Consider the following 13,261-nt stretch of genomic DNA (forward strand, 5'->3'; position numbering starts at 1 on the left):
CCGACACAGCATTTGTGTCTATTTTTCATGTAAAGGTAATTTTGATGTCTAAGATTAAAGGTAACGTTAAGTGGTTTAATGAGTCCAAAGGATTCGGTTTCATTACTCCGGAAGATGGCAGCAAAGATGTGTTCGTACACTTCTCTGCAATCCAGACCAATGGTTTTAAAACTCTGGCTGAAGGTCAGCGTGTAGAGTTCGAAATCACTAACGGTGCCAAAGGCCCTTCTGCTGCAAACGTAACCGCTCTGTAAGCATACGACAGCAAGAATTCAAAACCCGCTTAATTGCGGGTTTTTTTTGTCTTCAGTGCGCCGGAGAGGCGGAAACCAGCCAGAAAGCCAGGGCAGTCATAGCAAAAGATCCCAACAGATTAATCAGTACGTTCACCATTGCCCAGCCAAAGCGTCCATCCTGCAGTAAAAATACCACTTCTGCTGAGAAGGTAGAGAACGTGGTCAATCCGCCGCAAAAACCCGTTGTAATCAATACCTTCCACATGGGGTCAATGTTGGTCATGCGATTAAACCATGCCAGTCCCATGCCAATAATAAATGCGCCAATCAAGTTTGCGGCCAGCGTGCCGAAGGGAATTGCCTGATGAAGTGGGTTAAATCTCATGCTCAATAGCCATCTGGCTACGCTACCGGTACCACCACCAATAAAAACCGCTAAAAGGAGTTGTAACACTGCATAATCCTGCTATTTGATTGTATATATTGTGAGTGTAACGCTGAATAATCATCATTGGCGAGCCTAACCGTTTTTCAGGAGGGAATATGTTCGTTGCTGCAGGGCAATTTGCCGTGGGTCCCTCATGGGAGAAAAACGCCGAAACGTGCGCATCATTGATGTCTCAGGCAGCAAGTGAGGGCGTCTCATTGCTGGTCTTGCCTGAAGCGTTGCTGGCCCGTGACGATCTCGACCCGGATCTGTCAGTGAAGTCTGCTCAATTGCTGGAAGGAGGATTTCTGACGAGGCTACTGCGAGAGAGCGCGCAGAATGGTATGACAACGATCCTGACGATTCATGTTCCCTCGCTGCCGGGACGGGCGTTTAACATGTTGGTGGCGCTGCGGGAAGGGCGAGTTGTTGCGCATTACGCCAAATTACATCTCTATGATGCCTTTTCGATTCAGGAGTCGCGTAATGTTGATGCAGGGGATGCCGTGGCGCCGCTGTTGGACGTTGAAGGTCTCAAGGTAGGGTTGATGACCTGCTACGATTTACGCTTCCCTGAACTGGCGTTAGCGCATGCTTTGCAGGGGGCGGAAATCCTGGTACTCCCAGCGGCGTGGGTTCGGGGCGCGCTAAAAGAGCATCACTGGGCTACGCTACTGGCGGCAAGGGCGCTGGATGCAACCTGCTATCTGATTGCAGCAGGTGAGTGCGGTAATAAGAATATCGGCCAAAGCCGGGTTATCGATCCGTTTGGCGTGACGATTGCTGCTGCCGCAGAGACGCCCACGCTGATAGTCACCGAGGTTTCTGCTGAGCGGGTAAGGCAAGTCAGGGCGCAACTTCCGGTGTTACGCAACCGACGCTTTGCGCCACCGCAATTATTATGACGTTTTTTTAAACAAGGCTTGATTCACCTTGTTACAGATTGCTATTGTGTGCCCGCGTCGAAAGGCCGTTAATATTCTCAGGTTAATATGGCGCTTTATGCAGCCTGGTTTAAGTGAAGAAGGTATCTATGGGTGAGATTAGTATTACCAAACTGCTGGTGGTTGCCGCACTGGTCGTTCTGCTGTTTGGTACCAAGAAGTTACGTACACTGGGTGGAGACCTGGGAACGGCAATTAAAGGCTTCAAGAAAGCGATGAACGATGAAAATGCCGAAGCGAAGAAAGATGCTGATGGTAGCGTTCAGGCTGAGAAGCTTTCTCATAAAGAGTAATATCAGGAGCATGATGCTCATACTGCATACTCTGCATGAAAAAAACCGGCAATTTGCCGGTTTTTTTATTGCTGAAATGTAAGTGAGTATTACACGATCACTTCACTTCCAGTCCTTTTGCCTGCATATCTGCATGGTATGAAGAGCGAACAAACGGACCACAAGCCGCATGGGTAAAGCCCATAGCCATCGCTTCCGCTTTCATCTCATCGAACTCATCCGGGCTAACATAGCGCTGAACCGGCAGATGATGACGGCTAGGCTGCAAATACTGCCCCAACGTCAGCATAGTTACGCCATGGCGACGCAAGTCGCGCATAACCTCAATGATTTCGGCGTTGGTTTCGCCCAGACCCACCATCAGACCTGATTTGGTCGGGATCTCCGGATGGGCTTCTTTGAAACGTTCCAGAAGCTTCAGTGACCAGTTGTAATCAGCGCCCGGGCGCACATTGCGATAAACTCGCGGTACGTTTTCGAGGTTGTGGTTGAATACGTCTGGCGGCGTTGCGGTGAGGATATCCAGCGCGCGATCCATACGGCCACGGAAGTCAGGCACCAGCGTTTCGATTTTAATTGACGGACTTTTTTCACGGATAGCCGTGATGCAGTCAGCGAAATGCTGAGCACCGCCGTCACGCAGATCGTCGCGGTCAACGGAGGTGATGACGACATAGCGCAGCGCCATGTCCGCAATCGTCTGAGCCAGTTTTAACGGTTCATTGACATCCGGGGCAACCGGACGGCCATGTGCAACGTCGCAGAACGGGCAACGGCGAGTACAGATTGCGCCGAGGATCATAAACGTTGCGGTTCCGTGATTGAAACATTCCGCCAGGTTAGGGCAGGACGCTTCTTCGCAAACAGAGTGCAGGCCATTTTTGCGCATTGCTGCTTTGATGCCCTGGATGCGAGTGGAGTCCGCTGGCAGTTTTATTTTCATCCATTCCGGTTTACGCAGCAGGGCTTCACGCTCTGTTGCCACATTTTTTACCGGGATAAGAGCCATCTTATCGGCATCGCGGTATTTAACACCGCGTTCCATCACAATGGGTTTACTCATAGCTTGCGTGTTCCAGTTGCGAATTACGAAGGAAAGCGTTTCAATTCAAGGGAATGTTGCATTTATCAACTATTTTTGAATTAGTGATACGCAGTATATCATTGAAACGGGCCAGAAAGCAGCCTGACAGGCTGGCAAAATGTAAAATAGTTGTTGTTTTGTGCCATTTGCCACAACATTTGCCGTGGCAAAGTATGACCGTATTTTCAGTCTGCAATGTACTCGTGTGGTGGGTTACCCAACAGCGCTAAGATGTTGGCCAGCAGCCGGGGGCGAACGCTCTCGGTCGTAGCATTACTCTCCCACTGCGATACTTTCGCCATCTCCATTCCGGCGTAACCACAAGGATTGATACGCAGGAAAGGCGACAAATCCATATCCACGTTGAGCGCTAAGCCGTGAAACGAACATCCTCTACGAATTCGTAATCCCAAAGAGCAGATTTTCTTCTCCCCGACGTACACGCCAGGCGCATCGGCTCGCGGGTGGGCATCAATACCGATTTCCGCAAGCGTATTCACCACGGTTTGCTCCAGTAGCGTAACCAGTTCGCGAACGCCCAGTTTACGACGCTTCAGGTTCAACAGCACATACATGACCTGCTGGCCTGGGCCGTGGTACGTCACCTGGCCGCCACGATCGCTCTGAATAACAGGGATGTCACCCGGCACCAGTACGTGTTCTGCTTTGCCTGCCTGCCCCTGGGTAAAGACCGGATAATGCTCTACCAGCCAGATCTCATCATGACTATTTTCATCGCGGGTATCGGTGAATTCGTGCATGGCCAGAGAGACGGGCTCATAAGGTTGCAGACCGAGCTGGCGAACCAGAATTTTATCCTGATACAAAACGGCATCTCCGTAGATACTCACATAGAGTAGAGAATGTTAAAGAGGGGAAAAAGTATATCACAGGGGGGAGAGGTTACCCGAGCGAGGATGCAGCGGGTAACCGACAGGTTTTTACAGCACCATGCGTACGATATCGATGTTGCCTAATTCTTCGTACAGGGTTTCAACCTGCTCAATGTGCGTAGCAGTAATGGTGATAGAGACCGAGTGGTAGTTGCCTTTGCTGCTCGGTTTTACCGTTGGGGAGTAATCACCTGGCGCATGGCGCTGTACCACTTCAACCACCTGATCAACCAGCTCAGGCAACGCCTGCCCCATTACTTTGTAAGTAAATGGAGTAGGGAATTCAAGCAGTTCGTTAAGTTTGGTTTTCATGTCAGCTCCGGCGTTACATCAAAAAATAATAACTCCCACGCTGAGTGGGAGTTATCTGGATACCTAGTATATGGGGACGTAAATCACACTTTCAAGTGTTCAATTTTTAGCCAAACCAGTGATGAAACATTAATTTAATGTAATCAATGATTTTACCAAAGAAGTTGCCCTCAGGGATTTCCTGCAAGACCACCAGCGGGCGCTGTTCAATGGTTTTGCCATCCAACTGGAAGTTGATAGTACCGACAACCTGATTTTTCTGCAGCGGTGCGTGCAGTTCAGTGGTGTTCAGCACATAGCTCGCTTTCAGGTCTTTCATACGACCGCGCGGAATGGTCAGGTAGACATCTTTATCAACACCCAACGATGCGCGATCGGTATTACCAAACCAGGCCGGTTCAGAGGCAAATTCTTTGCCGACTTTCAGCGGGTTCACGGTTTCGAAGAAACGGAAGCCCCAGGTCAGCAGCTTTTTGCTTTCAGTCTCACGACCTTTATAGGTGCGACCACCCATGACGGCGGAGATCAGGCGCATCTGACCTTCGGTTGCGGAGGCCACCAGGTTATAACCTGCCTTATCGGTGTGACCGGTTTTAATCCCGTCAACATTCAGGCTGTTATCCCACAGCAGACCGTTACGGTTTAACTGACGAATGCCGTTGAAGGTGAACTCTTTTTCTCGGTAGATAGAGTATTCGTTAGGCACGTCGCGAATCAGCGCCTGACCAATCAGCGCCATGTCGCGTGCAGAGCTGTACTGGCCTTCAGCATCCAGACCATGAACGGTCTGGAAATGGGTGTTCTTCAGACCCAGCGCATTCACATAGCTGTTCATCAGACCGACGAAAGCGTCCTGGCTACCGGCAGCAAAGTCGGCCATCGCCACACAAGCATCGTTCCCGGATTGCAGGTTAATACCACGGATCAGTTGTGAAACGGGAACCTGCATGCCTGGTTTGAGGAACATCAGCGATGAGCCTTTAAATACCGGGTTACCGGTAGCCCACGCGTCATTGCCAACGGTGACCAGATCGGTTTCTTTGAATTTCCCGGCTTTCATTGCCTGGCCGATGACGTAGCTGGTCATCATTTTGGTCAGGCTGGCGGGGTCGCGGCGGGTGTCCGCATTCTGTTCGGCCAGAACTTTACCTGAATTGTAATCAATCAGGATATAGGACTCCGCGTCGATCTGCGGAACGCCCGGGATCATGGTTTTAATATTCAGGTCATCGGCATGAGCAGCAGAGAGAGAGGCTGCGCAGAGAGCCGCGGTGAGCGCCATGCGCTGCACGAAACGAGCGGAAAAAGTGGTCTTCATGGTCTGAACTACGACGTCCGTGATGAAAGTAAAAAAAGTGCCCTACTATAGCAAATGCGTAACTTGCAGGCATCCGACTTTCCGCATGACTTTGTTAACGTCATTGACAGAAATTGACAGATCGGGTGCCTGATTTACGTTACTACACGCCTGTGATGAAGGACTGTAATTGCGCTTCGGATTGCAGGCGCTGCTGCAAAGTACTGGCTTCCGCTTTGCTGGCGAATGGCCCCATCTGGATACGCCACACTGCACCGTTTTGTACCACGCGGCCCGGCACACCAAACTGCTGGCTTAGCCGTTTTTGATACTGTTGCGCACGAGCCTGCTCGCTGACGGCGCCCACCTGCACAACATAACGTCCATTAGACGCAGCGACTGGCGTAGCGGCGGTCGGAGCAGATACCGGTGCTGACGCTGTTGCAGGGACCGTTGCTACAGGCTGTGGGGCCGGCGTCGGTTCGCTACCTTCGAGCACACCAGCGGCAAGCGTGGTTGGCGCGCCGAGGAAACCGCTGCTGTTAACAGGTGCGCCGGAAGCGTCATCGCTTTTCAGCGTTGAATTACTGATAGGGCGGATATCGCTTTGCGGCTGGCCTGCGTCCGGTGCGGAAGGCATTGTGCCACCCCCGCTTAAATCAGGACGCGAGGGCAGGGCGTAAGTCTGTTTCGCGACCGTTGTACACGCCATGCCGGGACCAGACAACGAACCATCCTGCGCAACGATGATCGGATCAATGCGTACTTTTGTATTGTTCGAGGTATTCAGACGATCGGCTGCGGCACGTGAAAGGGAGATCGCGCGATCGTTACCGTAAGGGCCGCGATCGTTAATCCGCACAACGATCATCCTGCCGTTTGCCAGATTGGTAATCCGGGCGTAGCTGGGGACCGGTAATGTTGGATGTGCGGCAGTGAGCTGCATCGGGTCAAACGCTTCTCCTGATGCGGTTAAATTGCTGCCGGGTTCTGCATCATAGATAGCAGCCAGTCCGGCCTGGCTAAAGCGAGAGGGATCCTGAACGATTTTATAGCTCTTACCATCACGCTGGTAATCCTGATTAGCCGTCGGGTTCAGAGGTTCAAAGCGCGGATCGGCCCCGCTGATTTCAACAATCGGGCCATTACACACCGCCGGCTGCGGCGCGACAGCAACCTGTTGCTGACCATCATCATTCGAACACGCCGCGAGCATTCCTGCTGCGATGCAGATTCCAAGCCACTGCTTACGCATTGCGTACCCCTTACACGCTTTTCGACAACATTTTTCTATGGGTGTGGATCGACATCACAATCCCGAACCCGGCCATCAGCACAATTAGTGCAGAGCCTCCGTAACTGACCAGCGGGAGTGGAACCCCTACTACAGGCAGAATACCGCTCACCATACCAATATTTACGAAGACATAAACGAATAATATCAACATTAAACCGCCAGCCATGACGCGACCAAAGGTGGTTTGTGCGCGTGCGGCAATCCATAGCCCGCGCATAATCAGCAAAATATACAGCGCCAGCAGAATTAAAATCCCTACCAGTCCAAGCTCTTCGGCTAATACCGCGAAGATAAAGTCGGTGTGGCGTTCGGGTAAAAATTCAAGCTGCGACTGCGTACCGTGCAGCCAACCTTTGCCGCGCAGACCGCCAGAGCCAATAGCAATTTTGGACTGAATGATGTGATAACCCGCGCCCAATGGATCGGTTTCCGGGTCGAGAAGCATCATCACGCGCTGACGCTGGTAATCATGCATCAGGAAAAACCACAGTATCGGGATAAACGCGGCGACCAGAACCACGGCAACGCCGATTAAGCGCCAGCTTAATCCCGACAGGAACAGCACAAACAGACCGGAAAGGGCCACCAGGATAGAGGTCCCCAGATCGGGCTGTGCGGCAACCAGCAGCGTCGGCATGAAAATCAACACCAGCGCGATGGCGGTATTCTTCAGCGACGGCGGACAAACATCACGGTTAATAAAGCGCGCCACCATCAGCGGGACGGCGATTTTGGCAATTTCAGAGGGCTGAAAACGCACAATGCCCAAATCCAGCCAGCGCTGTGCGCCTTTGGAGATGGCGCCGAAGGCATCTACCGCCACCAGCAGAATAATACAGATAATATAAAGATAGGGGGCCCAGCCTTCGTAGACCCTGGGAGGGATCTGCGCCATCACTACCATGATGACCAGGCCCATGGCGATCTGACCGACCTTACGCTCCATCATGCCAATGTCCTGGCCGCTGGCGCTCCAGATAACCAGCGAGCTGTAAACCAGCAGCGCCAGCAAAATAAGCAACATCGTGGGATCGATGTGTATTTTATCCCAGAACGTTCTTTTGTTCGGATTATCCGTCACGATTATTGGTCCTCAGCTGCGGCAGCCACCGGGTTTTCCGCAGGCAGATTGGTGTTGTTGTCGCCCAACATAATATGGTCAAGGATCTGGCGCATAATGGTACCTACAGCCGGACCGGCGCCGCCGTTTTCGAGGATTATCGCGACAGCAACCTCGGGTTTATCGTAGGGCGCGAATGCGGTCATTAGCTTATGGTCGCGTAAACGCTCGGCAATTTTATGGGCATTATAGGTTTCATTGGCCTTCAGGCCGAAGACCTGAGCGGTACCGGATTTCGCCGCAATTTTATACGGTGCACCGGCAAAATACTTATGTGCGGTACCGTTAGGACGGTTTGCCACGCCGTACATACCGTCTTTGGCGATTTCCCAGTAACCCGAATGAATGTCACCCACAGGCGGTTCATGTGGCTGAACCCACGGCACTTGTTTACCGTTCTCCGTGGTGCTCATCAGCAGATGCGGGACTTTTACCATACCGTCGTTGATAAGAATCATCAGCGCTTTACTCATCTGGATAGGGGTTGCTGTCCAGTAACCCTGGCCGATGCCTACCGGAATGGTATCACCCTGGTACCACGGCTTTTTAAACCGTTTTTGCTTCCATTCACGCGTGGGCATATTACCGGCGCGTTCTTCAGCAAGATCGATGCCCGTATAATGGCCGTAGCCGAACTTACTCATCCACTCGGAAAGACGGTCTATCCCCATATCATAGGCGATTTGGTAGAAAAACGTATCCGCTGACTCCTCAAGAGAGCGGGTGATGTTCAGATGGCCATGCCCCCACTTTTTCCAGTCGCGGTAACGTTTTTCAGAACCGGGCAGTTGCCACCAGCCGGGATCGAACAGTCCGGTATTACGGGTAATTACGCCCGCGCTTAATGCGGATACCGCCACGTAAGGTTTAACCGTGGATGCAGGGGGGTAAACACCTTGCGTTGCGCGGTTAACCAGCGGGGTATTGGGGTCATTGAGTAACCCTGAATAATCTTTGCTGGAGATACCATCCACAAACAGGTTGGGATCGTAGCTGGGCATAGAAACCAGCGCCAGCACGCCGCCGGTACGCGGGTCAGTGACCACTACGGCGGCGCGACTGCCCGCCAGCAGAGTCTCAATATACTGCTGGAGTTTCAAATCAAGTGTCAGATAGATATCGTGCCCGGCCTGGGGGGCGACTTCCTTCAGCTGACGGATCACACGACCACGGTTATTCACTTCAACTTCTTCGTAACCGGTCTGGCCATGAAGTACGTCTTCGTAATAGCGTTCAATACCCAACTTCCCGATATCGTGGGTGGCGGCGTAGTTGGCGAGCTTACCGTCTTTGTCCAGGCGCTCAACGTCTTTATCGTTAATTTTCGAGACGTAGCCAATGACGTGGGTCAGCGCAGAGCCGTAGGGATAGTAACGACGTTTGTAGCCTTTGACTTCCACTCCGGGAAAACGATATTGATTAACAGCGAAGCGCGCCACCTGAACTTCAGTCAGGTTGGTTTTCACCGGAATGGAGGTGAAGCGGTGGGAGCGTGCGCGCTCTTTCTTAAAGGTGGCAATATCGTCGTCCGTCAGGTCTACGACGTTACGCAGCGCGTCGAGCGTATCCTGAATGTTGTCGACCTTCTCAGGCATCATTTCTATTTGGTAAATGGTGCGGTTGAGGGCCAGGGGGATACCATTGCGGTCGTAAATGATACCGCGACTGGGCGCAATGGGCACCAGTTTGATGCGGTTCTCGTTTGAACGGGTCTGATAATCGGTGAAACGAACGATTTGCAGATTATAAAGGTTGGCGATCAGCACGCCAGTGAGCAGCAAAATCCCCAAAAAAGCGACCAGCGCCCGACGCACAAACAGCGCGGACTCAGCCGTATAGTCGCGAAAAGAATTCTGTAGTTTCATCCGCTGCTTAATCTACTCAAGACTCAATGATCACTCACGGTGATAAGGGTGGTTGGTGGTAATGCTCCACGCCCTGTACAGACTCTCTGCCACCAAAACCCGAACAAGAGGGTGGGGAAGGGTTAATGCAGAGAGTGACCAGCTTTGCTCCGCGGCAGCTTTACAGGCAGGGGATAGACCTTCCGGTCCGCCAATCAGCAGACTCACGTCACGGCCATCCAGTTTCCAGCGTTCCAGCTCGACCGCCAACTGTGGCGTGTCCCAGGGTTTCCCGGGGATATCAAGGGTGACGATGCGATTTTTGCCCGCGGCAGTCAGCATCTGTTCACCCTCTTTATCGAGTATGCGTTTAATGTCCGCGTTCTTGCCGCGTTTTCCTGCCGGGATCTCGATTAGCTCAAAAGGCATGTCTTTTGGAAACCGGCGGAGATACTCCGTAAAACCGGTTTGCACCCAGTCAGGCATTTTCGTACCCACAGCGACAAGTTGCAGCTTCACGCATTAACTCCAGAGTTTTTCCAGTTCATACAGGCGACGGCTTTCTTCCTGTAGAACGTGGACAATCACTTCGCCGAGATCAACGACGATCCAGTCAGCCACGTTCTCACCTTCAACGCCAAGCGGCAGCAGACCGGCAGCGCGAGATTCCTGAACAACGTGGTCAGCGATAGACATAACATGACGGCTGGACGTGCCGGTGCAGATAATCATGCAGTCAGTGATGCTGGATTTGCCCTGAACGTCTAAGGCGATGATGTCTTGACCTTTCAGGTCATCAATTTTGTCGATTACAAAATCCTGAAGTGCTTTACCCTGCAAGTGTTCCCCCTGGGTGAAAATAATTAAAAACGCCTGTTAGTATACCTGAACCAGAGGCGATATCGGGACAAATGTCTCCGAAAGCGTTTTTGAAGTGGGCTATCATCCCACCCCGCGCAACAGAATGCATCGCCATTTTTGTAAAACAATTTCTGCAAAGCTCTGAAGGGCGGGAAAAGTCAGGCTGCGGAGAATAGCAGCCTGTCATGGGGTGTCAATGGGCGTGAGGCTCTTCGGCAGAAAAAACCGCGTATTCACTCCCCCACATGCCACACGGCCCGGCTGTTTAATACTTTCAACACCGCAAAATTGTCACAGAAATCAATCGCGCTCCAGCAACCCTGTTCAACGCGGAAATGCCACATTGATGCTGCTGGCATTGACATGAGTCGGGCGATCAGCACGCTGAGTACGCCCTGATGGCTGACCACCAGCAGGTTCTGCGCATCTTTATAATCAGCAAGTTGAGCAATGAAGCGTTCGACACGTTGTGAAAACGCCTGAAAGCCTTCGCCGTTGGTGGGCCTCGCATTCTGCCAGTCGTTACACCACAAGGCGTAGTTTTCTGCGTCCTCACGCGCCAGATCGCGATGATGGCGCATTTCCCAGTCGCCAAAGAACATCTCATTGAGTTCGGGCATGATGCGTAGCGGAACGTCGCGCCCTGCTAAGACCAACTGAGTGGTATGGCGTGCGCGCTCAAGCTCGCTACAGAGGACGTGTTCGAAAGGAACATTGCGTAACAGCGCTGCCAGCGTTTCAGCCTGGGTTACTCCCCGCGCGGTTAGCGACGTGGGAGCATGCCCGCTGTATAACCCGGCAACATTGGCTTCCGTTTCACCGTGGCGTACTAACCAAAGTCTCATTTTTTCCTCGTGAGGCTATTCGCACAAAACATGATGTTGGCCCTGATTGCGCAGAGATTTTTCAATAAAATACCCTTTTTTACCTGGAGCAGCACGATGTCTTTATTGAAGAGCGCGCATGGTGGTAATACCCGGGAAGCCGCCGCATTATTGGGCATCCTGCCTGAGCAACTGCTGGATTTTAGCGCGAATATTAACCCGTTGGGTATGCCAGCAAGCTTAAAACGCGCGCTTACCGACAATTTGGACCGTGCGGAGCACTATCCGGACGTAGACTACGCCCACCTGCATGCCGCACTGGCGGAGCATCATCACATTCCTGCTTCGTGGATCCTCGCCGGTAACGGGGAGACGGAGTCGATCTTTACGTTGGTTAATAGCCTTAAGCCGCGCCATGCGATGATAGTCACCCCAGGATTTGCGGAATACCGTCGGGCATTGCAATGGGGCGAATGTGCAATACATGAGTTTGCGCTGTGCGAAGAAGATGGCTGGCAGCTAACCGGGGCGATTCTCGACGCGCTCACCCCGGACCTGGATTGCCTGTTCCTGTGTACGCCTAACAATCCCACCGGGTTGTTGCCCGATAAGCCTCTGCTGTTGGAGATAGCACAGCGCTGTGAACAACTCGGCATCGCGCTGATCCTTGATGAAGCGTTCATCGACTTTATCGCCGGGGAACAGGGATTCATCCCGTTGTTGTATGAGAATCCGCATATCTGGGTATTGCGTTCATTAACCAAATTTTATGCGATACCCGGGCTGCGATTAGGGTATCTGGTCAACAGCAACGAGCAGGCCGTAGCGCACCTGCGCAGCCGGCAGATGCCCTGGTCAATCAATGCATTTGCCGCACTGGCGGGCGAAATCATTCTCCACGATAGTGCCTATCAGCAGGCAACGTGGGAGTGGCTGGAGCAAGAGGGAAGTCGCTTTGATCAACAATTGCAAAAACTGCCTGGCCTGACGGTCTTTCCCGGTCAGGCTAACTATCGTCTGTTACGCTGCGATCGACCGGGTTTAGATTTGCAAAAATCAATGCTGGAACAGCATATTTTGATCCGCAGTTGCGCCAATTATTCGCGGTTGGATGCGCGCTACTATCGGGTGGCGGTCCGTGGATTTGAAGAGAATAACCGCCTGCTGGTGGCATTACGCTATGCGCTTAGCGGTACAACCCCTGCTGATTGATGTAGTCCAGTACGGAATCCGGCATTAAGTCGTCGCACGGCTCGCCGTGTTCCAGGCGCTCGCGGATGAGGGTGGCGGAGATATTGAACCACGGGGTTTCGGCCAGGTAAATTTTCCCGCAAGGCAGGTTATGCAGGTCATCCGGGGTTGGGGTCAGATGACGTTCCAGCCACTGCTGGTGCTGCGCCTGAGCCATCTCCAGCGGATATCCCGGTCGTCGGCAAACAATGAGATGAGTATTGTCCAGAATGGTGTCGGAATCATGCCAGGAAGGAAAGGTAAGCAGCGAGTCCTGACCGATAATAAACGCCAGCGGCGCGTGTGGCCCTTGCTCCTCGCGCCACTCTTTTAGCGTCTGCGCGGTGTAAGAGGCGGTATCTCGTTTGAGCTCACGTTCATCCAGAATAAACAAAGGTTTATCAGCGATTGCCAGCTCAAGCATCTGTTTACGCTGTGCGCTGGAGGCTTCTGGCTGCGCACGATGTGGGGGCACATTATTGGGCATGATAATCACCCGTGACAAGCCAATCAGATTAGCCAGAATTTCCACGGGTTTTAAATGACCATAATGCACCGGATCAAAGGTGCCACCGAACAGAGCCTGTAATGATTTCATA

16 protein-coding genes are annotated in these 13,261 nt (G+C 52.4%); 4 read left to right on the top strand and 12 right to left on the bottom strand.

Going from position 1 to position 13,261, the window contains the following annotated elements; genetic code table 11:
• The first annotated feature begins 44 nt into the window (after window positions 1-44).
• A complete protein-coding gene (cspE, locus tag JQ822_RS01520) occupies window positions 45-254 on the top strand; it encodes a transcription antiterminator/RNA stability regulator CspE (RefSeq protein WP_000034826.1) in 210 nt (69 codons plus the stop codon).
• A 52-nt stretch (window positions 255-306) separates the two neighbouring features.
• Here cspE and crcB read toward each other — a convergent pair whose 3' ends face one another.
• Window positions 307-690 carry a fluoride efflux transporter CrcB gene (gene crcB / locus JQ822_RS01525; protein ID WP_135322700.1) on the bottom strand — a complete coding sequence of 128 codons (384 nt, stop codon included), beginning with the start codon at window positions 688-690 and terminating at the stop codon, window positions 307-309.
• 89 nt (window positions 691-779) lie between these two features.
• Here crcB and JQ822_RS01530 point away from each other — a divergent pair, with 89 nt between their 5' ends.
• Together JQ822_RS01530 and tatE are read left to right on the top strand one after the other, a co-directional pair.
• A complete protein-coding gene (locus tag JQ822_RS01530) occupies window positions 780-1,568 on the top strand; it encodes a deaminated glutathione amidase (RefSeq protein ID WP_213131996.1) in 789 nt (262 codons plus the stop codon).
• A gap of 128 nt (window positions 1,569-1,696) precedes the next feature.
• Window positions 1,697-1,900: a twin-arginine translocase subunit TatE gene (gene tatE, locus JQ822_RS01535; RefSeq protein ID WP_135322698.1), complete on the top strand. Its 204-nt coding sequence runs from the start codon at window positions 1,697-1,699 to the stop codon at window positions 1,898-1,900.
• Between the two features lie 97 nt (window positions 1,901-1,997).
• On the opposite strand, the gene lipA is transcribed toward tatE, so the two are convergent.
• The 10 genes from lipA to JQ822_RS01585 form a co-directional block, all read right to left on the bottom strand.
• A complete protein-coding gene (gene lipA / locus JQ822_RS01540; protein WP_213131997.1) occupies window positions 1,998-2,963 on the bottom strand; it encodes a lipoyl synthase in 966 nt (321 codons plus the stop codon).
• Window positions 2,964-3,169: 206 nt separating this feature from the next.
• The gene (gene lipB / locus JQ822_RS01545; RefSeq protein ID WP_213131998.1) at window positions 3,170-3,811 is read right to left on the bottom strand and encodes a lipoyl(octanoyl) transferase LipB; all 642 of its coding nucleotides are present in this window, start codon (window positions 3,809-3,811) and stop codon (window positions 3,170-3,172) included.
• 114 nt (window positions 3,812-3,925) lie between these two features.
• Entirely contained in the window at window positions 3,926-4,189 is a 264-nt protein-coding gene (ybeD, locus tag JQ822_RS01550; RefSeq protein ID WP_003022706.1) for a DUF493 family protein YbeD, read from the bottom strand.
• A 106-nt stretch (window positions 4,190-4,295) separates the two neighbouring features.
• A complete protein-coding gene (gene dacA / locus JQ822_RS01555) occupies window positions 4,296-5,507 on the bottom strand; it encodes a D-alanyl-D-alanine carboxypeptidase DacA (protein WP_181618889.1) in 1,212 nt (403 codons plus the stop codon).
• A 142-nt stretch (window positions 5,508-5,649) separates the two neighbouring features.
• Window positions 5,650-6,741 (bottom strand): endolytic peptidoglycan transglycosylase RlpA, encoded by a 1,092-nt coding sequence (gene rlpA, locus JQ822_RS01560; RefSeq protein ID WP_213131999.1) that lies wholly within the window; start codon window positions 6,739-6,741, stop codon window positions 5,650-5,652.
• 10 nt (window positions 6,742-6,751) lie between these two features.
• The gene (gene mrdB, locus JQ822_RS01565; RefSeq protein ID WP_213132000.1) at window positions 6,752-7,864 is read right to left on the bottom strand and encodes a peptidoglycan glycosyltransferase MrdB; all 1,113 of its coding nucleotides are present in this window, start codon (window positions 7,862-7,864) and stop codon (window positions 6,752-6,754) included.
• Window positions 7,865-7,866: 2 nt separating this feature from the next.
• Window positions 7,867-9,768 (bottom strand): peptidoglycan DD-transpeptidase MrdA, encoded by a 1,902-nt coding sequence (mrdA, locus tag JQ822_RS01570; RefSeq protein WP_213132001.1) that lies wholly within the window; start codon window positions 9,766-9,768, stop codon window positions 7,867-7,869.
• A 30-nt stretch (window positions 9,769-9,798) separates the two neighbouring features.
• Window positions 9,799-10,266, bottom strand: a complete 468-nt coding sequence (gene rlmH, locus JQ822_RS01575; protein ID WP_213132002.1) for a 23S rRNA (pseudouridine(1915)-N(3))-methyltransferase RlmH — start codon at window positions 10,264-10,266, stop codon at window positions 9,799-9,801.
• Between the two features lie 3 nt (window positions 10,267-10,269).
• The gene (gene rsfS / locus JQ822_RS01580; RefSeq protein WP_096757898.1) at window positions 10,270-10,587 is read right to left on the bottom strand and encodes a ribosome silencing factor; all 318 of its coding nucleotides are present in this window, start codon (window positions 10,585-10,587) and stop codon (window positions 10,270-10,272) included.
• A gap of 254 nt (window positions 10,588-10,841) precedes the next feature.
• On the bottom strand, window positions 10,842-11,453 hold the full coding sequence (locus JQ822_RS01585) for an adenosylcobalamin/alpha-ribazole phosphatase (protein ID WP_213132003.1): 612 nt from the start codon (window positions 11,451-11,453) through the stop codon (window positions 10,842-10,844).
• Between the two features lie 96 nt (window positions 11,454-11,549).
• Between JQ822_RS01585 and cobD the strand changes: the two genes are divergently transcribed.
• A complete protein-coding gene (gene cobD / locus JQ822_RS01590; RefSeq protein WP_213132004.1) occupies window positions 11,550-12,644 on the top strand; it encodes a threonine-phosphate decarboxylase CobD in 1,095 nt (364 codons plus the stop codon).
• Here cobD and nadD read toward each other — a convergent pair.
• Window positions 12,619-13,260 (bottom strand): nicotinate-nucleotide adenylyltransferase, encoded by a 642-nt coding sequence (gene nadD / locus JQ822_RS01595; RefSeq protein ID WP_213132005.1) that lies wholly within the window; start codon window positions 13,258-13,260, stop codon window positions 12,619-12,621. The two genes, cobD and nadD, sit on opposite strands and share 26 nt — an antisense overlap.
• Window position 13,261: the final 1 nt, after the last annotated feature.

This window comes from Citrobacter sp. FP75, assembly GCF_018342065.1.
In the GTDB taxonomy this organism is placed as follows: Bacteria; Pseudomonadota; Gammaproteobacteria; order Enterobacterales; family Enterobacteriaceae; genus Citrobacter.